The following is a 17,731-nucleotide window of genomic DNA, read 5'->3' as shown; positions in this document are numbered from 1 at the left end:
CCCCCCCCCCCCCCCCCCGCTCGCGTCCTGCGATGCAGCAGGGCAGACTCAGAGCCAGTCGCCGCGCGCCGCCTCCTGCTCCGCGCCGATGGTGGTGTCGGGGCCGTGGCCGGTGTGCACCACGGTCTCGGCGGGCAGGGCGAAGAGCCGCTCCCGGATCGACTCCTCGATCGTCTCCCGCGAGGAGAAGGAGCGGCCGGTCGCGCCGGGCCCGCCCTGGAAGAGAGTGTCGCCGGTGAGCACCGCCCCGAGCGCCTCGATGTAGTAGCAGGTCGAGCCGGGGGAGTGGCCTGGGGTGTGCATCGCCTCGACGTCCACACCGGCGATGGAGAACATGTCGCCGTCGGCGACCTCGTCGTCCCAGGGCAGGTCGCCGTGGGTGAGCCGCCACAGCTCGGCGTCGGCCGGGTTCAGCAGGATCGGCGCCTCGAGCGCGGTGGACAGCTCGGGGGCGAAGCGCACGTGGTCGTCATGGGCGTGGGTGAGCAGGATGCCCACGCACTCCCGGTCGCCGACGAGCGCCTCGACGGCGTCCACGTCGTGCGGGGCGTCGAAGACCACGCACTGCTCGTCGTCGCCGAGCACCCACACGTTGTTCTCGACGTCGAAGGTCTCGCCGTCGAGGCTGAAGGTGCCGGAGGTGGTGGTGTGGTCGAGGCGGGCGGTCATCGGGCCACCTCCACCACGGTGCGCAGGGTCTCGCCCTCGTGCAGCGAGGACAGCGCCTGATCGACGCCGGCGAGGTCGGTGCGGCCGGTGACGAAGCGGTCCAGCGGCAGGCGTCCCTGCAGGAAGAGGTCGATGAGGTAGGGGAAGTCCCGCTCCGGCAGGCAGTCGCCGTACCAGGAGGACTTCAGCGCGCCGCCGCGGCCGAAGACGTCCAGCAGCGGGAGGGTGATCTCCACGCCGGGGCGGGGGACGCCCACGAGGACCACGCGGCCGGCGAGGTCGCGAGCGTAGAAGGCGGTCTCGTAGGTCTGCGGGATACCGACGGCGTCGACCACCACGTCGGCGCCGAAGCCTCCGGTGAGCTCCTGGACCTTCTCCGCGACCTCCTGCGGGGAGAGCCCCGCGGTGTGGAGGGTGTGCGTCGCGCCGAGATCCGTCGCGGCGGCCAGCTTCTTCTCGTCGACGTCGAGGGCGATGATCGTGGTCGCGCCCGCGAGCCGCGCCCCGGCGATCGCGGCGCAGCCCACGCCGCCGAGGCCGATGACGGCGATCGATTCGCCGCGCTGCACGGCGCCGGTGTTGATCGCGGCGCCGATACCGGCCATCACGCCGCAGCCGAGCAGGCCCGCGACCTCCGCGGGGGCGTCCTCGGAGACCTTCGTGCACTGGCCCTCGTGGACCAGGGTCTTCTCGGCGAAGGAGCCGATGCCGAGGGCCGCGGTGAGCACCGTGCCGTCGGCGAGGGTCATGGGCTGGGAGGCGTTGTGCGTCGCGAAGCAGTACTGCGGCACGCCCTTCCGGCAGGCGCGGCACTGCCCGCACACGGCCCGCCAGTTCAGGACCACGTAGTCGCCGACCTCGACGTGGGTGACGCTCTCACCCACCACGGCGACGCGGCCCGCGGACTCGTGGCCGAGGAGGAACGGGAACTCGTCGTTGATGCCGCCGTCGCGATAGGCGAGGTCGGTGTGGCACACGCCGGTCGCCTGGATGTCGACGACGACGTCGTGCGGACCGGGGTCCGGGATCACGATGTCGACGAGCTCGGCGGGCTGCTTCTCAGCGAGGGCGACGACGCCCTTCACGGTCCAGGACATGCTGGCCTCCTTCGAGGAACGGGGTCCCGCTCAGCCTAGCGACGAAACGGCCGTGGAGCCTGCGGCCTCGGCGTCGGCGGCCCTCGGCGAGCACGCACGCCCATCCCTCCTAGAATGGTCCGCGGTGCCCGCGATCGCCGTCGGGCGCCTCCCGATCCGACGGATGAGAGCGATACCCGTGTCCGAGACATCCCCCGCGCCCGACGCGCCCGTGCTCGACGAGCAGGCGATCACCGCCGCCGTCGACGCCGCGCTCGCCGCGATCGCCGCGGCCCCCGACACCGCGACCCTGAAGCAGGTCCGCATCGACCACGTGGGCGACGCGAGCGTGCTGAGCACCGCGAACCGCGCCATCAAGGACCTGCCCAAGGACCAGAAGGCCGCCGCCGGCAAGCTCGTCGGGCAGGGCAAGGGCCGCGTGCAGCAGGCCCTCGCCGCCCGCCAGGGCGAGCTCGCCGCCGCCGAGGAGGAGGCGGCGCTCGCCGCGGAGACCGTCGACATGACGCTGCCGACGGACCGTCGGCCGCGCGGTGCCGCCCACCCGCTGTGGACCCTCACCGAGCGGATCGAGGACTTCTTCGTCGGGATCGGCTGGGAGATCGCCGAGGGGCCGGAGGCGGAGTCGGCCTGGCTGAACTTCGACGCCCTGAACGCGGATGCGGAGCATCCCTCCCGCTCGCTGCAGGACACCCTCTACCTCGCGCCCGAGGACTCCGGGATGCTGCTGCGCACCCAGACCTCCCCGGTGCAGATCCGCGCCATGCTCGAGCGCGGCGCGCCGCTGTACATCGCGTGCCCCGGCACCGTCTACCGGGCCGACGAGATCGACGCGACCCACTCGCCGATGTTCAACCAGGTCGAGGGGCTCGCGATCGACAAGGACCTGACCATGGCGAACCTCGTCGGCACCCTCGACGCGCTGGCAGCGCACCTCTTCGGCGGCGCGCCGATCACGCGCCTGCGCCCCAACCACTTCCCCTTCACCGAGCCCAGCGCCGAGATGGACTTCCGCTGCTTCCGCTGCGACGCCCGGCTCGGACTGGACCACGACGCGGACCCGGAGTGCCGGGTCTGCGGCGGCACCGGCTGGATCGAGATGGGCGGCTGCGGCATGGTCCACCCGAACGTGCTGCGCGCGGCCGGGGTCGACCCCGAGGAGTACCAGGGCTTCGCCTTCGGCCTCGGCATCGAGCGCATCCTCATGCTGCGCAACGGCGTCGCGGACATGCGCGACATGGTGGAGGGCGACGTCCGCTTCTCCCAGCACTACGGGACGGAGATCTGAGATGCCGCGCATTCCCCTGACCTGGCTCGGCGAGCACGTCGAGCTGCCCGCCACCGCCTCCGCGCTCGAGGTCGCCACCGACCTCTCCCGCGTCGGCCTCGAGGAGGAGGCGATCTTCGGCGCGCAGGTGACCGGCCCGCTCGTCGTCGGCCGCGTGCTCGAGCTCGTCAAGGAGCCGCAGAAGAACGGCAAGACGATCAACTGGGTGCGCGTGGACGTCGGCCCCGAGCACAACGAGGATCTTGACGACCCGAAGGACCCGCAGCCCGGCGAGGAGCGCCCGAGCCGCGGCATCATCTGCGGCGCGCACAACTTCGTCGCGGGCGACCTCGTGGTCGTCTCCCTGCCCGGCACGGTGCTGCCCGGCGACTTCGCGATCGCCGCGCGGAAGACCTACGGCCACACCTCCGACGGCATGATCTGCTCTGGGGACGAACTCGGGCTGGGCCCCGACCCCGAGGGTGAGGACGGCATCATCGTGCTCGGCCGCGGCCACGCGCGGGGCCTGACCGCCGAGCCGGGCGACGATGCGATCGCCCTGCTGGGCCTCGCGGACGAGGTCGTCGAGATCAACGTGACCCCCGACCGCGGCTATTGCTTCTCGATGCGGGGCGTGGCGCGTGAGTACGGCCACGCGACCGGCGCGGCCTTCACCGACCCCGTGTCTGCGGTCCCGATCACCGCGACCGAGGCCGGCGGGGTGCCGGTCCAGCTCGCCGACGGGACGCCGGTGAACGGCGCGGCGGGCTGCACCCGCTTCGTCGCCCTCGAGGTCACGGGGGTGGACCCCGCCGCACAGACCCCGCGCTGGATGGCGCGCCGGCTCACCCTCGCCGGGATGCGCCCGATCTCCCTGATCGTCGACGTCACCAACTACGTGATGCTCGACCTCGGCCAGCCGCTGCACGCCTACGACGCGGAGCAGCTGGTCGCCCCGATCATCGTGCGCCGCGCCCGGACGGGCGAGAAGCTCACCACGCTCGACGACGTGGAGCGGACCCTCGACCCCGAGGACCTGCTGATCACCGACGCCGGCGGCGCAGCGGGCGACCGCGTGCTGGGTCTCGCGGGCGTCATGGGCGGCGCCGACACCGAGGTCTCGGCCACGACCACGAGCATCGTGCTCGAGGCCGCGACCTTCGACCCGGTCACCGTGGCCCGCACCGCGCGCCGGCATCGCCTGCCCTCCGAGGCGTCCAAGCGCTTTGAGCGCGGCGTGGACCCGCAGCTCCCGCTGATCGCCGCGCACCGCGCCGCCCAGCTGATCGTCGAGCACGGCGGCGGCACCGTGTCCGAGCGGGTCACCGACGAGGGCACGGTCACCGAGCCCGCGCCGATCACCGCCGGTCTGCGCGACGCGGAGCGGGTCGTGGGCATCGCCTACACCGACGAGCAGGTCGTCTCCTCCCTCGAGGCGATCGGCTGCACCGTCGCTCGCGAGGGCGAGGACCAGCTGGTGGTCACCCCGCCGATCTGGCGGCCGGACCTGAGAATCCGCGAGGACCTCGTCGAGGAGATCGCGCGCCTCGTGGGCTACGCCGAGATCCCCTCGCAGCTGCCCACCGCGCCCGGTGGACGCGGTCTCACCACCGCCCAGCGCGGCCGCCGTGCGGCCCGTCGCGCCCTCGCCGAGGCAGGACTCGTCGAGGTGAACTCCGCCCCGTTCGTCGCTCCGGCCATCCACGACCGGCTCCGCTACCCGACGGACGATGCGCGCCGCGAGGCCGTGCGGATCCTCAACCCCCTCGCCGAGGACGAGCCGCTGCTGCGCTCGGAGCTGCTGCAGACCCTCCTGCCCGTCGCGAGGCGGAACCTGGGACGCGGCGAGGAAGCGGTCGCGATTCTCCAGCGCGGCTCCGTGTTCCGGGCCCGCGCCGGGGGAGCCGCCCCGGTGCCCGCTCCCGCTGAGCGGCCGAGCGAGCAGGAGCTCGAGGCGATCCTCGCCGCGCTGCCCGAGCAGACGGGTGCGCTCGCCGCTGTCCTCGGCGGCACCTCGGGGCCCGCGTCCTGGCAGGGCGATCCCGCCCCGTGGGGCTGGGCCGACGCCCTCGACCTCGCCCGCCGGACGGCTGCCGCCGTCGGCGCCGAGCTCGAGGTGCGCCAGGTTGAGCGCGCCCCCTTCCACCCGGGCCGCGGCGCCGAGCTGCGCGTCGTGACCACCGACGGGGAGAGCACCGTGGTCGGCGCCGCCGGCGAGCTGCACCCCGCCGTGATCAAGGAGTTCGGACTCCCGGCCCGCACCGCGGCCCTCGAGCTCGACCTCGAGGCCGTGATCGCCGCCGCCCCCGCGGTGGTGCGCGCCGAGCCCGTGCCCACCTACCCGCCGGCGAAGGAGGACTTCGCCTTCGTGGTCGAGGAGTCGGTGCCCGCGAGCGCCGTCGAGGCCGCGGTGCTGGTCGGCGCCGGGGACCTCGCCGAGCGGGTGCACCTGTTCGACGTCTTCCGCGGCGATCAGATCGGCGCGGACAAGAAGTCGCTCGCGATCGCCGTGCGGCTCCGCTCGACCGAGGGCACACTGACCGCCGAGCAGATCGGCGAGACCCGGACACGGATCATCGCCGCGGTCGAGAGCGCCGTCGGCGGCGTGCTGCGCGCCTGAGCGCATGAGCGGTGCCAGCCCTCCCTCGAGGGCGGGCATCGCTCGGCCGCCACGGAGGCCCGAGGGTCGTCCGCCGGCAGTCCGGCGGGCGGCCCTCGGCCTGTCTCGAGTCGATAGGGTCGTGGCATGGACGCCGAGAACATCCCCGGACCGAGCCCCCATGGACCGAGCCCCCATGGACCGAGCCCGCACGGACCGGCGGCGACACCTCCGGGCGCGACAGCGCCGGCGCCCCCTCCCGCGACCCCGCGGAACGGCACGGTCGCCTGGGCGCTCGGCTTCCTCGCCTACGTCCCCATCCCCTTCGTCAACGTGCTCGTCGCGGGGCTGGCACAGCTCGTCGTCGGCCTGCGACAGCGCCGCCACGGCGGCCTCGCCGCCGAGAACGGGGTGCGCGCCGCGAACTGGGGGCTGACCCAGCTGTGCTGGCCCGTGCTCATGGCCGTCGCCCTGACGATCGCCGCCCTCACCGGCGAGCCCTCGGCCACGGGCGACGGCGTGCGCTTCATCCCGGTCATGACCGGGATCGTGTTCACGCTGCTCGGGCTGTACCTCGTCCTCGGCCTGCTGCAGCTGGTCTATGCGATCGTCGGCACCGTGCAGGCGAACAAGGGCGCGCGGGTCCGCCTCCCCGTGATCCCGTTCCTCCGCGGGGCGCGAGACGGATCCCGCTGATGCGCGCCGGCCGCCGGTGACCAGGCTCGCGAAGCCCGCGGCGGCGACGCGAGCGGGCGCCAGACCGCAGGAGGGCGGAGCGGGTTCGAGGCGGCCCCACCCTGCCCGTCACCGGGTGCCGGCGGGCGAACGGGGCCCCGGTCACGAGGGCGGTCGATCCGGAGGCCGTGCTGACTCGGCCGTCCGCCGCGGACCAACTGGCTAGTCATGCAGAAGTGTGTATAGACTTTCCGCATGCCCGAGCATCTCAGCATCCCCACGCCCGCGAGCCCCGCCTCCGGAGCGGCCCGACCGCGCGTCGCCGTCGTCGGCGCCTCCGGGTACGCGGGCGGGGAGACCCTGCGCCTCCTCGCTGGGCATCCCGGACTCGAGGTCGTGACCGTCACCGCCCACTCGAGCGCGGGCCGGCGACTCTCCGAGGTCGCCCCGCATCTCGACCTCGGCGGCGACCTCGTCCTGCAGGAGACGAGCGTGGAGACGCTCCGGGGTCACGACGTCGTGGTGCTCGCCCTGCCCCACGGCCAGTCCGGGGCGATCAGCGCCGCCCTGCGCGCCGAGGACCCGGAGGTGCTCGTCCTCGACCTGGGCGCCGATCACCGCCTCGAGAGCGCCGAGGACTGGGCGGACTACTACGGCAGCGAGCACTCCGGCACCTGGACCTACGGCATGCCCGAGCTGCCCCTCGCCGGGGGCCCCACCCAGCGGGAGCTGCTCGCCGCCTCCCGCGAGATCGCCGTTCCCGGCTGCAACGCCACCGCCGTCACCCTCGCTCTCGCGCCGCTGGTCCGCGCCGGGCTGCTGGACGCGACCGCGCTCGGCGCCGTGCTCCCCGTGGGCTACTCCGGCGCGGGTCGCAGCCCCAAGCAGCACCTGCTGTTCTCCGAGGCGCACGGCGGCGCGACGCCCTACGGAGTGGGCGGCACCCACCGCCACATCCCGGAGATCCTGCAGAACCTCCGCCGCGCCGCAGGCCCCGACGAGACCCGCCGGCTCACCTTCACCCCGGTGCTCGTGCCCATGAGCCGCGGCATCCTCGCGGTGTGCACCTCTCCGGTCGACCCCGGCACCACGAGCACCGACCTGCTCGATGCCCTCGCCTCCGACTACGCCGGCGAGCACTTCGTCACCGTGCTCGAGGAAGGGCAGGTCCCCGCCACCGCGCAGGTCCTCGGCGCGAACACGGTGCGGATCAGCGCCGCCGTAGATCGCCGCAGTGGCCAGGCGACCGTGATCAGCGCCCTCGACAACCTGGTCAAGGGCACCGCCGGTGCCGCGGTGCAGTCCCTCAACCTGGCGCTCGGGCTGCCCGAGACCACCGGGCTCACGCGCACCGCCCTCGCCCCCTGAGGTCCGCCTCCCGGCGCCCGCCCGCGCAGGCGTCCGCCCGTCCTCGCCCCGCATCCACATCTCCCAGGAGCCATCCATGTCCGTCACCCGCCCCCGCGGCTTCCGCGCCGCCGGCCTCGCCGCCGGGATCAAGGCCTCCGGCGCCCCGGATCTCGCCCTTGTCGTGAACGATGGCCCGCGCGACACCGCCGCCGCCGTCTTCACCGCCAACCGCGTCCAGGCGGCCCCGGTCCTGTGGTCGCGCACGGCGGTGGCCGACGGCCGCGCCCGCGCCGTGATCCTCAACTCCGGCGGTGCCAACGCCTGCACCGGCCCCGAGGGCTTCCAGGACACCCACCGCGCCGCCGAGCACCTGGCCGAGCTCCTCGACGTGTCCGCGCAGGACGTGCTCGTGTGCTCGACAGGCCTCATCGGCGAGCGGCTCCCGATGGAGCCGTTGCTCGCCGGCGCGGACGCCGCCGTCGGCGCCCTCGGGACCGGCTCGGAGGTCGACGCGGCCGCGAGCCGGGCGATCATGACCACCGACTCCGTGCCCAAGACCGCCGAGCACGTGCTGCCCTCGGGCGTCGTCGTCGGCGGCATGGCCAAGGGTGCGGGCATGCTCGCCCCCCAGCTCGCGACCATGCTCGTGGTCCTCACCACCGACGCCGACGTCGACGCGGCCACCGCCGATCAGGCGCTCCGCGAGGCGACCCGCACCACCTTCGATCGGGTCGACTCCGACGCCTGCATGTCCACCAACGACACGGTGATCCTGCTGGCCTCCGGGGCGAGCGGTGTGAGCGTGCCGGCGGACGAGCTGGCCGAGGCGGTCCGCGCGGTGAGCGCCGACCTCGCCCGGCAGCTGGTCGCCGACGCTGAGGGCGCGAGCCATGACGTGCACGTCGTGGTCCGCTCGGCGACCTCCGAGGAGGCCGCGCTCGCCGTCGCCCGCGAGATCGCCCGCTCCAACCTGGTCAAGGCCGCGATCTTCGGCAACGACCCCAACTGGGGGCGGATCGTCGCGGCCGCCGGCTGCGTGCCCGAGTCCGTCGCCCCCTTCGACGTCGCGGACCTCTCCGTGAGCGTCAACGGCGTCGAGGTGTGCCGCGGCGGCGGCGCCCACCGCGACCGCTCCGAGGTCGACATGGCCCCGCGAGAGACCCTCATCGAGGTGGACCTCGGCGCGGGCTCTGCGAGCGCGGACATCTGGACCAACGACCTCACCCACGACTACGTCGAAGAGAACAGCGCCTACTCCTCATGAGCTCCACCGGCAAGAACCCGCTCGCCGAGCTGACGCCCGCCCAGGCCGACGCCTACGCGAAGTCCGAGATCCTCATCGAGGCGCTGCCCTGGATGCAGCGCTTCGCCGGGAAGATCGTCGTCGTCAAGTACGGCGGCAACGCCATGATCGACGAGGACCTGCGCCGTGCCTTCGCGGCCGACGTCGTCTTCATGCGCCAGGCCGGCATCCACGTGGTCGTCGTCCACGGAGGCGGGCCGCAGATCAACGCGATGCTGCAGCGCGTCGGCATCGACTCCGAGTTCCGCGCGGGCCTGCGCGTGACCGACGAGGAGACCATGCAGATCGCGCGCATGGTCCTCGTGGGCCAGGTGGGACGCGAGCTCGTCGGCCTCATCAACGCGCACGGGCCCTCGGCGATCGGCATGTCCGGCGAGGACGCCCGCCTGTTCGCGGCGCGCCGTCGCCGCGCGGTCATCGACGGGGAGGAGGTCGATCTCGGGCACGTCGGCGCCGTCACCCAGGTGCGGCCGGAATCCATCCGGGACCTGCTCGAGGCCGGGCGGATCCCCGTCGTCTCCTCGATCGCCCCCGAGATCGACGAGGACGGGCAGCCCACCGGCGCCGTGCTCAACATCAACGCCGACCTCGCCGCGGCGGCGCTCGCCGCGGGACTCGACGCCGAGAAGCTCGTGGTCCTCACCGACGTCGAGGGTCTCTACGCGAACTGGCCCGACCGCGACTCGCTGATCCCCGAACTGCCGGCGAGCGATCTGCGGGCCATGCTGCCGTCGCTGACCGAGGGCATGATCCCCAAGGCCGAGTCGCTCCTGGACGCCGTGGACTCCGGCGTGCGGACGGCGGCGATGATCGACGGCAGGATCGGCCACGCGCTCCTGCTCGAGGTGTTCACCGACAAGGGCGTGGGCACCATGGTGAGGAGGGACGACTATGTCTGAGCAGCACGAGAACGGCGCGCCCGGCGCGACCGGGGCGGTCTCGCATTCCGCCGGGGCGGGGGAGGGCGGCAGCGGTGACCTCGGTGCCCGCTACCGCGAGGCCCTGCTGCCCGTCTTCGGCACCCCGCAGCGAGTGCTCGCCCGCGGCGCCGGCTGCCGTGTCTGGGACACCGACGGCAGGGAGTACCTCGACCTGCTCGGCGGCATCGCCGTGAACAGCCTCGGCCACGCCCACCCCGCCCTGCTGTCCGCGCTGTCCAAGCAGGCGGAGACGCTCGGACACGTCTCGAACTTCTTCGCGAGCGCCCCGCAGATCGAGCTCGCCGAGAAGCTGCTGACGCTCGCCGCGGCCCCTGCCGGCTCGGGCGTATTTTTCGCGAACTCCGGCACCGAGGCCAACGAGGCGGCCTTCAAGATCGCCCGGCGCACCGGACGGCCGCGGATCCTCGCCCTCGCCGGCTCCTTCCACGGCCGGACCATGGGCGCCCTCGCGCTCACCTCGAAGGAGGCCTACCGCGCCCCCTTCGAACCGCTGCCCGGCGGGGTCGAGTTCCTCGAGCCGGGGAACCTGGATGCCCTCGAGGCCGCGCTCGCCGCGGGGGACGTCGCCGCGGTGGTCGCCGAGCCGATCCAGGGCGAGGCCGGGGTCCGGCCGCTCTCGGCCGAGTACCTCCTCGCGGTGCGCCGCCTGACCCGGGAGCACGGCGCGCTGATGGTCCTCGACGAGGTCCAGACGGGCGTGGGCCGCACCGGTCAGTGGTTCGCCCACCAGGCGGTCGAGGGACTCCAGCCCGACGTCATGACCCTCGCCAAGGGGCTCGGCGGCGGATTCCCGATCGGCGCCGTGATCGCCTTCGGCCCGCAGGCCCACGACCTGCTCCAGCCCGGTCAGCACGGCACCACCTTCGGTGGAAACCCGCTGGCCTGCGCCGCGGCGCTCGCCGTGCTCGGCACGATCCTCGAGGACTCCCTCCTCGAGCACGTGCGCGCCGTCGGCGCCGGCTTCCGCGAGCGGGTCCTCGAGCTCGGTCATCCGCACATCCTCGAGGTGCGCGGCAGCGGCCTCCTGCTCGGTATCGGTCTCGCCCGGCCGGTCGCCAAGGAGCTCGCCGCGGCCGCCCTCGACGCGGGCTTCATCGTGAACGCCCCGGACGAGTCGACGCTCCGTCTCGCCCCGCCCCTGATCATCACCGCCGAGGAGCTGAGCGGCTTCGCCGAGGCCCTGCCCACGCTGCTCGACGCCCTGCCTGACCCGAAGGAGGCATGACATGCCCCGCCACTTCCTGCGCGACGATGACCTCAACCCCGCCGAGCAGAAGGAGGTCCTCGCGCTCGCGCTGCGCCTGGCCGAGGACCGCTTCGCCGAGCGACCCCTCGAGGGTCCCCGCACCGTCGCGATCCTCTTCGACAAGTCCTCGACCCGCACCCGGGTCTCCTTCGCCACGGGCGTCGCCGAGCTCGGCGGCAGCCCGCTGGTGATGGAGGCGGGATCCAGCCAGCTCGGCCGCGGCGAGTCCATCGCCGACACCACGAAGGTCCTCACCCGGATGGCCTCGGCGATCGTGTGGCGCACCTTCGGTCAGGACCGGATCGAGGAGATGGCCGCGCACGCGAGCGTCCCCGTGGTCAACGCCCTGACCGATCAGTTCCACCCCTGCCAGATCCTCGCGGACCTGCAGACGATCGCCCAGCACACCGGCGGGCTCACGCCGGGGGACCGGCCCGCGCTCGCCGGGCGCTCCCTCGCCTACCTCGGCGACGGCGCGAACAACATGGCCCACTCCTATCTGCTCGGCGGCGTGACCGCCGGGATGGACGTGCGCATCGCGGCCCCCGTCGGCCACCGGCCGGAGCCCTCGATCGTGCGCGCCGCCGAGGCGATCGCCGAGCGCACCGGGGGCTCGGTGCTGATCACCGACGACCCGGCGGCCGCGGTGCGCGGTGCCACCGCGGTCATCACCGACACCTGGGTGTCGATGGGCCAGGAGGGCGAGTCCGGGCGCGGCGAGGAGACCTTCCATCGCTTCCAGGTCACCGAGGAGCTGATGGAGCTCTCGGGCGGCATCTTCCTCCACTGCCTGCCCGCCTACCGCGGCAAGGAGGTCGCCGCCGCGGTGATAGACGGGCCCCGCTCCGTCGTCTGGGACGAGGCGGAGAACCGGCTGCACGCGCAGAAGGCGCTGCTGACCTGGCTGCTCCGTCATCCCGACGAGGCGACGGCGACGCACGCGCGACCCCTCGACCGACGATGAGCGAAGCCCGGCGCGCCCTCCCGCAGACCAAGACCTCCCGCCAGCAGCGGATCGTGCAGCTGCTGACCCACCGGGAAGTGGGCTCCCAGTCCCTGCTCGCGCAGCTGCTGACCTCGGAGGGCATCGAGGTCACCCAGGCGACCCTGTCCCGCGACCTGGTCGAGCTGCAGGCCGAGAAGGTCCGGGGATCCTCCGGCTCCCTGGTCTACCGGGTCCCGCCCGAGGGCGGCTCGATGCGGCAGGGCGGCACGGTCCCCGACGGCGAGCTGCTCGAGGCGCGGCTGCCGCGTCTGGCCGAGGGCCTGCTCGTCTCCGCCGAGGCGAGCGGCAACCTGGTCGTGGTCCGCACGCCGCCGGGCGCCGCGCAGTATCTCGCCTCGGCGCTGGACCGCTCGGTCCTCCCCGACGTCCTGGGTACGATCGCCGGGGACGACACCGTGCTGCTGATCTCCCGGGACCCGGAGGGCGGCGACCGCCTCGCGGCGCGTCTGCTCGACCTCGCCGACGGCCGCCGCGACCCGGCCGACGACACCCCCGCCGTCGGCGGCTGACCCGGGCACCGCCCCGCACGACCCCGATCCACCACCCGAACCACCCCCGAACCGCACAGCACCAGGAGCATTCCCCATGACCGAGAAGATCGTCCTCGCCTACTCCGGCGGCCTCGACACCTCCGTCGCCATCGGCTGGATCCACGACGCCACCGGCGCCGACGTCATCGCCTGCGCGGTCGACGTGGGCCAGGGCGGAGAGGACCTCGAGGTCATCCGTCAGCGCGCCCTGGACTGCGGCGCGGTGGAGGCGTACGTCGCCGACGCCCGCGACGAGTTCGCGAACGAGTACTGCATGCCCGCGCTGAAGGCGAACGCGCTCTACATGGACGCCTACCCGAACGTCTCGGCGATTTCCCGCCCGGTGATCACCAAGCACCTGGTCAAGGCCGCCAAGAAGTACGGCGCCACCACCGTCGCCCACGGCTGCACCGGCAAGGGCAACGACCAGGTCCGCTTCGAGGTCTCGATCACCTCCCTCGCCCCCGAGCTGAAGTGCATCGCCCCCGTCCGCGACCTCGCGCTGACCCGCGACAAGGCCATCGAGTACGCCGAGCGCAAGGGCCTCCCGATCGCAACCACCAAGCACAACCCCTTCTCGATCGACCAGAACGTGTGGGGCCGCGCCATCGAAACCGGCTTCCTCGAGGACATCTGGAACGAGCCCACCAAGGACGTCTTCAGCTACACCGACGACCCGGCCTTCCCGCCGGTCGCCGACGAGGTCGTCATCTCCTTCGAGCGCGGCGTGCCCGTCGCGATCGACGGCCGCGCGGTCACCCCGCTCGAGGCGATCCAGGAGCTCAACCGTCGTGCCGGTGCCCAGGGCATCGGCCGCATCGACATCGTCGAGGACCGTCTCGTGGGCATCAAGTCGCGCGAGGTCTACGAGGCACCCGGCGCGATGACCCTGATCACCGCGCACCAGGAGCTCGAGCGCGTCACCCTCGAGCGCGAGCAGGCCCGCTTCAAGCGCACCGTCGGAGACCGCTGGACCGAGCTGGTCTACGACGGCCAGTGGTTCTCCCCGCTGAAGAAGTCGCTCGACGCCTTCCTCGAGGACACCCAGCGCTACGTCTCCGGCGACATCCGCATGACCCTGCACGGCGGCCGCGCCACCGTGACCGGTCGCCGCACCGAGACCGGCCTGTACGACTTCCAGCTCGCCACCTACGACGAGGGCGACACCTTCGACCAGGCCAGCGCCCGCGGCTTCATCGACATCTACGGCCTCGCCGCGAAGCAGGCCGCGGCCCGCGACGTCGCCTTCGGCAACGGCGAGGACCTCGACGCCGAGGACGCCAAGTGACGGCAGCGGACGGCGCCGCGTCCCAGCCGACGTCATCGGCCGCGCTGTGGGGCGGGCGCTTCGGCTCCGGCCCGGCCGCCGCCCTCGCCGCCCTCTCCAAGTCGACCCATTTCGACTGGCGGCTCGCCCAGTACGACCTGCGCGGCTCGAAGGCGCACGCGAACGTGCTGCATGCCGCGGGACTGCTGAGCGTGGACGAACTGGCGCGCATGCAGGAGGCGCTCGACGTCCTCGCCGCCGATGTCGCCTCGGGCGCCTTCGTCGCGGCGGAGGATGACGAGGACGTGCACACCGCTCTCGAGCGGGGTCTCGTGGAGCGGGCCGGGGCGACCCTCGGCGGCAAGCTCCGCGCCGGCCGCTCCCGCAACGACCAGATCGCGACACTCATCCGGCTGTTCATCCGGGACCAGTCCCGACAGCTCGGCGACCAGGTGCTCGCGCTCGCGAGCGTCCTCCTCGAGCGGGCCCGTGCGGCGGGCGACGCGATCATGCCCGGCCGCACCCATCTGCAGCACGCCCAGCCGCTGCTGCTCGCCCACCACCTCCTGGCCCACGCGTGGCCGCTGCTGCGGGACGTGGAGCGCCTGCGGGACCTGGACCGCCGGGCGGCCGTGTCGCCGTACGGGTCCGGGGCGCTGGCCGGATCGAGCCTCGGGCTGGATCCCCGGGCCGTCGCCGCCGAGCTCGGCTTCGAGGACTCGGTGTGGAACTCGATCGACGGCACCGCCTCCCGCGATCTCACGGCGGAGTTCTCCTTCGCGCTGGCGATGATCGCGATCGACGTGTCGCGCCTCGCCGAAGAGGTCATCCTGTGGAACACGAAGGAGTTCTCCTTCATCACCCTGGACGACGCCTTCTCCACCGGCTCCTCGATCATGCCGCAGAAGAAGAACCCGGACATCGCCGAGCTGGCGCGCGGCAAGGCCGGGCGGATCCTCGGCGATCACGTGGGGTTGCTCGCGACCCTCAAGGCGCTGCCGCTCGCCTACAACCGGGACCTGCAGGAGGACAAGGAGCCGGTGTTCGATCAGGTCGACTCGCTGGACCTGGTGCTCCCCGCGTTCACCGGCATGATGGCGACGCTGACCTTCCACACGGAGCGGATGGCCGAGCTCGCGCCGCAGGGGTTCTCCCTCGCGACCGACATCGCCGACTTCCTGGTCCGTCAGGGCGTGCCCTTCCGCGAGGCGCACGAGATCTCCGGGGCCTGCGTCAAGCAGGCGGAGTCCCGGGACGTGGAGCTGTGGGACCTGACCGACGAGGAGCTGGCCGGCATCTCGGCGCACCTCACGCCCGCGGTGCGGGACGTGCTCTCCGCCGAGGGCTCAGTCGCTTCTCGCGATGCCAAGGGCGGGACGGCCCCGGTGCGGGTCGCCGAGCAAGGCGACGCCCTCGAGGCCGCGATCGCGGAGCTGCGCGGGTTCACCGGCGGGACCGCCGGCGCCTGAGCACGCGGCGGGTCGGGGCCATCGGTCGCACCGTCGGTTCCGGCCCGCCCCTCTGTCCACGACGGGGACGTGAGCGGCACCTGCCCTGCCACGGAGCAGGTCGTGTGCCGCTCGCGTCCCTTTCGTGGACACCGCCTCCGATATCGCGTCGCCCTGCCGCGACCGAGTGGGGGAGAATGACCGCGGCGGCCGACCGGCTGTCACCGGAGACCTGAGAGGACCTGATCGATGCATTCCGTCCTGGACGAGCTCGCCTGGCGAGGACTCGTCGTGCAGACCACCGGGCGCGAGGCGCTCGGACGCGCACTCGCGGACGGACCGGTCAGCCTCTATTGCGGGTTCGACCCGACGGCGTCGTCCCTGCACGTCGGCCACCTGACCCAGGTGCTCACCATGCGCCGCTTCCAGCTCGCCGGGCACCGTCCCTTCGCGCTCGTCGGAGGCGCCACCGGCCTCATCGGCGATCCGCGCATGTCGGGGGAGCGAGTGCTGAACGACGAATCCGTGGTCGCCGGGTGGGTCGGGTCCCTGCGCGACCAGATCTCCCGCTTCCTCGATCTCGAGGGCGAGTTCGGCGTGACGATGGTGAACAACCTCGACTGGATCGGGCAGATGAGCGCGCTGCAGTTCCTGCGCGACATCGGCAAGCACTACCGCATGGGCACGATGCTCGCGAAGGAGACCGTCGCCCGGCGCCTCGCGAGCGACGAGGGGATCAGCTACACCGAGTTCAGCTACCAGGTGCTCCAGGGCCTGGACTACCTCGAGCTGCACCGCCGGCACGGCGTGACCCTCCAGTACGGCGGTAACGACCAGTGGGGCAACCTGCTCTCGGGCGTGGACCTCATCCACAAGACCGAGGGGGTCGACGTCCACGCGATGACCACGCCCCTGGTCACTAAGGCCGACGGGACCAAGTTCGGCAAGAGCGAGGGCGGCGCCGTCTGGCTCGACCCCGAGCTCACCAGCCCCTATGCCTTCCATCAGTTCTGGCTCAACGCCGCAGACGCGGACGTCATGAACTACCTGCGGTTCTTCACCTTCCGCCAGCAGGACGAGCTGGCCGAGCTCGAGCGGGTCACTGCCGAGGCCTCGCACCAGCGCACGGCGCAGAAGCTGCTGGCCGACGACATGACCTCGTTGGTGCACGGGGAGCAGGCGACCGTCCAGGCCAAGGCGGCCGCTGCGGTGCTGTTCGGTCGCGGAGACGTGCGCGAGCTCGACGAGCCGACGGTGCGGGCGATCGCCCGGGAGCTGCCGGGCGCGGAGCTGTCTCGCACCGCCGCTCTCGCTGACGCCTTCGTGGAGGCCGGCATCGTCCAGTCCAAGGGCGCTGCTCGCCGCGGGGCCGACGAGGGTGGGCTATCGGTGAACGGCGAGAAGGTGTCGGCCGACGACCTCGCCCGCGAGGTGGGGGAGCTGCCGACCCTGCCGGGAGGGCATCTGCTTCTGCGCCGCGGCAAGAAGAACGCCGCGATGGTCCGCCTCGCCGGCTGACCGGAGACGGGTGCGTCCACCCCAGCACCGCACCACCTGAACGGGCCTCGGCTCCGCACTCCTCTCGGAGAGCGGGACCGGGGCCCGTTCTCCGTTCTCCGTTCTCCGTGAACCCGTGCCCCGTTCACCCGATCTGCGTGGCGCCGGATCACGCGCCGTGCTCCGCCTCGGGGCCCCGGCACCGGGAAAGCGTTGGCTGCGGTGACCCCGCTCTCAGATCCAGGTCACATTCGCGTGAACGAGCGCTTTCCGAGGCGAGCAATAGCGCATCTGACCTGCGCTAATAGCTCGCATGGAGGGTGAACGGGGGCTGAATTCTGCGGTTTGACGACCCCCTGGGATCCCCGTAATGTCTTCCCTTGTCAGCAGCGAGGACGCAGACGAGAAGGGCCGAGAGCTTCTACGGGAGAGCGGCGCGGATCGACTGGGAACGAAGTGCTGACCCGGAGCCCCGGAGACAACGGGACCTCGGACGGGTGAGCTGCTCACTGGGACGATCGCGCCGCGAGCGGACTGAGACGCAGAACACACCGAGCGGAGTTGGACCGGGCCGCGAAGAACTGCTAGAGTAGTGACTCGCGCCGGGACGACGAAAGAAAAGTCGCCAGACGGTCTGACCGGCCGGCGCAAGTGCCTCGGAGTCGAGCTGCGAAGCAGCGAGATGACGATGTGCGCGTGTTGCTTGATAGCTCAATAGCGTGTCTGTTTGTTGATGCCAATATTTTAAGTTGGCAAACATTTTATACGGATAATTAGCAGTTATATGCTGGTTGTTTGTTGTTTGTCAGGATTTTTTCTATGTTTTCATGGAGAGTTTG

14 protein-coding genes are annotated in these 17,731 nt (G+C 72.4%); 12 read left to right on the top strand and 2 right to left on the bottom strand.

Annotation, left to right across the window (positions count from 1 at the left end; translation table 11 throughout):
• Nucleotides 1-48 precede the first annotated feature (48 nt).
• Both ACZCAH_RS06310 and ACZCAH_RS06305 read right to left on the bottom strand, forming a co-directional pair.
• Complete coding sequence (locus tag ACZCAH_RS06310) at nt 49-669, bottom strand: MBL fold metallo-hydrolase (protein WP_329747625.1); 621 nt, start codon at nt 667-669, stop codon at nt 49-51.
• Nucleotides 666-1,766, bottom strand: a complete 1,101-nt coding sequence (locus ACZCAH_RS06305) for an S-(hydroxymethyl)mycothiol dehydrogenase (RefSeq protein ID WP_464340274.1) — start codon at nt 1,764-1,766, stop codon at nt 666-668. The genes ACZCAH_RS06310 and ACZCAH_RS06305 overlap by 4 nt, the downstream gene beginning before the upstream one ends.
• A gap of 178 nt (nt 1,767-1,944) precedes the next feature.
• Between ACZCAH_RS06305 and pheS the strand changes: the two genes are divergently transcribed.
• From pheS to tyrS, 12 genes are all read left to right on the top strand, one after another.
• Nucleotides 1,945-3,051 carry a phenylalanine--tRNA ligase subunit alpha gene (gene pheS / locus ACZCAH_RS06300; protein WP_464340273.1) on the top strand — a complete coding sequence of 369 codons (1,107 nt, stop codon included), beginning with the start codon at nt 1,945-1,947 and terminating at the stop codon, nt 3,049-3,051.
• Nucleotide 3,052: 1 nt separating this feature from the next.
• The gene (gene pheT, locus ACZCAH_RS06295; protein ID WP_464340272.1) at nt 3,053-5,650 is read left to right on the top strand and encodes a phenylalanine--tRNA ligase subunit beta; all 2,598 of its coding nucleotides are present in this window, start codon (nt 3,053-3,055) and stop codon (nt 5,648-5,650) included.
• Nucleotides 5,651-5,776: 126 nt separating this feature from the next.
• Nucleotides 5,777-6,325: a magnetosome magnetite crystal formation protein family gene (locus ACZCAH_RS06290; RefSeq protein ID WP_464340271.1), complete on the top strand. Its 549-nt coding sequence runs from the start codon at nt 5,777-5,779 to the stop codon at nt 6,323-6,325.
• Between the two features lie 234 nt (nt 6,326-6,559).
• Entirely contained in the window at nt 6,560-7,672 is a 1,113-nt protein-coding gene (argC, locus tag ACZCAH_RS06285; protein WP_464340270.1) for an N-acetyl-gamma-glutamyl-phosphate reductase, read from the top strand.
• 76 nt (nt 7,673-7,748) lie between these two features.
• Nucleotides 7,749-8,918 (top strand): bifunctional glutamate N-acetyltransferase/amino-acid acetyltransferase ArgJ, encoded by a 1,170-nt coding sequence (gene argJ / locus ACZCAH_RS06280; RefSeq protein ID WP_464340269.1) that lies wholly within the window; start codon nt 7,749-7,751, stop codon nt 8,916-8,918.
• A complete protein-coding gene (gene argB, locus ACZCAH_RS06275; RefSeq protein WP_464340268.1) occupies nt 8,915-9,856 on the top strand; it encodes an acetylglutamate kinase in 942 nt (313 codons plus the stop codon). The genes argJ and argB overlap by 4 nt, the downstream gene beginning before the upstream one ends.
• Complete coding sequence (locus ACZCAH_RS06270) at nt 9,849-11,123, top strand: acetylornithine transaminase (protein WP_464340267.1); 1,275 nt, start codon at nt 9,849-9,851, stop codon at nt 11,121-11,123. Before argB ends, ACZCAH_RS06270 begins: the two co-directional genes overlap by 8 nt.
• Nucleotide 11,124: 1 nt before the next feature.
• A complete protein-coding gene (gene argF / locus ACZCAH_RS06265) occupies nt 11,125-12,108 on the top strand; it encodes an ornithine carbamoyltransferase (RefSeq protein ID WP_464340266.1) in 984 nt (327 codons plus the stop codon).
• Nucleotides 12,105-12,659, top strand: a complete 555-nt coding sequence (locus ACZCAH_RS06260) for an arginine repressor (RefSeq protein WP_464340265.1) — start codon at nt 12,105-12,107, stop codon at nt 12,657-12,659. Before argF ends, ACZCAH_RS06260 begins: the two co-directional genes overlap by 4 nt.
• Before the next feature lie 76 nt (nt 12,660-12,735).
• The gene (locus tag ACZCAH_RS06255) at nt 12,736-13,968 is read left to right on the top strand and encodes an argininosuccinate synthase (protein WP_464340264.1); all 1,233 of its coding nucleotides are present in this window, start codon (nt 12,736-12,738) and stop codon (nt 13,966-13,968) included.
• Nucleotides 13,965-15,416, top strand: coding sequence for an argininosuccinate lyase (gene argH, locus ACZCAH_RS06250; protein ID WP_464340263.1), 1,452 nt, complete (start codon nt 13,965-13,967; stop codon nt 15,414-15,416). The genes ACZCAH_RS06255 and argH overlap by 4 nt, the downstream gene beginning before the upstream one ends.
• Before the next feature lie 228 nt (nt 15,417-15,644).
• Complete coding sequence (gene tyrS, locus ACZCAH_RS06245) at nt 15,645-16,913, top strand: tyrosine--tRNA ligase (protein ID WP_464340262.1); 1,269 nt, start codon at nt 15,645-15,647, stop codon at nt 16,911-16,913.
• Nucleotides 16,914-17,731: the final 818 nt, after the last annotated feature.

Source organism: Brachybacterium sp. B718/18 (genome assembly GCF_055454375.1).
The sequence above is the reverse complement of the archived record's forward strand: the minus strand, read 5'-3'. Positions and strand labels throughout refer to the sequence as shown.

Bases quoted from the DNA above. Each gene is read 5' to 3' on its own strand.
- ACZCAH_RS06310 (WP_329747625.1), bottom strand. From the start codon at position 669: ATGACCGCCCGCCTCGACCACACCACCACCTCCGGCACCTTCAGCCTC.
- ACZCAH_RS06305 (WP_464340274.1), bottom strand. From the start codon at position 1,766: ATGTCCTGGACCGTGAAGGGCGTCGTCGCCCTCGCTGAGAAGCAGCCC.
- pheT (WP_464340272.1), top strand. From the start codon at position 3,053: ATGCCGCGCATTCCCCTGACCTGGCTCGGCGAGCACGTCGAGCTGCCC.
- ACZCAH_RS06290 (WP_464340271.1), top strand. From the start codon at position 5,777: ATGGACGCCGAGAACATCCCCGGACCGAGCCCCCATGGACCGAGCCCC.
- argC (WP_464340270.1), top strand. From the start codon at position 6,560: ATGCCCGAGCATCTCAGCATCCCCACGCCCGCGAGCCCCGCCTCCGGA.
- argJ (WP_464340269.1), top strand. From the start codon at position 7,749: ATGTCCGTCACCCGCCCCCGCGGCTTCCGCGCCGCCGGCCTCGCCGCC.
- argB (WP_464340268.1), top strand. From the start codon at position 8,915: ATGAGCTCCACCGGCAAGAACCCGCTCGCCGAGCTGACGCCCGCCCAG.
- ACZCAH_RS06270 (WP_464340267.1), top strand. From the start codon at position 9,849: ATGTCTGAGCAGCACGAGAACGGCGCGCCCGGCGCGACCGGGGCGGTC.
- argF (WP_464340266.1), top strand. From the start codon at position 11,125: ATGCCCCGCCACTTCCTGCGCGACGATGACCTCAACCCCGCCGAGCAG.
- ACZCAH_RS06260 (WP_464340265.1), top strand. From the start codon at position 12,105: ATGAGCGAAGCCCGGCGCGCCCTCCCGCAGACCAAGACCTCCCGCCAG.
- ACZCAH_RS06255 (WP_464340264.1), top strand. From the start codon at position 12,736: ATGACCGAGAAGATCGTCCTCGCCTACTCCGGCGGCCTCGACACCTCC.
- tyrS (WP_464340262.1), top strand. From the start codon at position 15,645: ATGCATTCCGTCCTGGACGAGCTCGCCTGGCGAGGACTCGTCGTGCAG.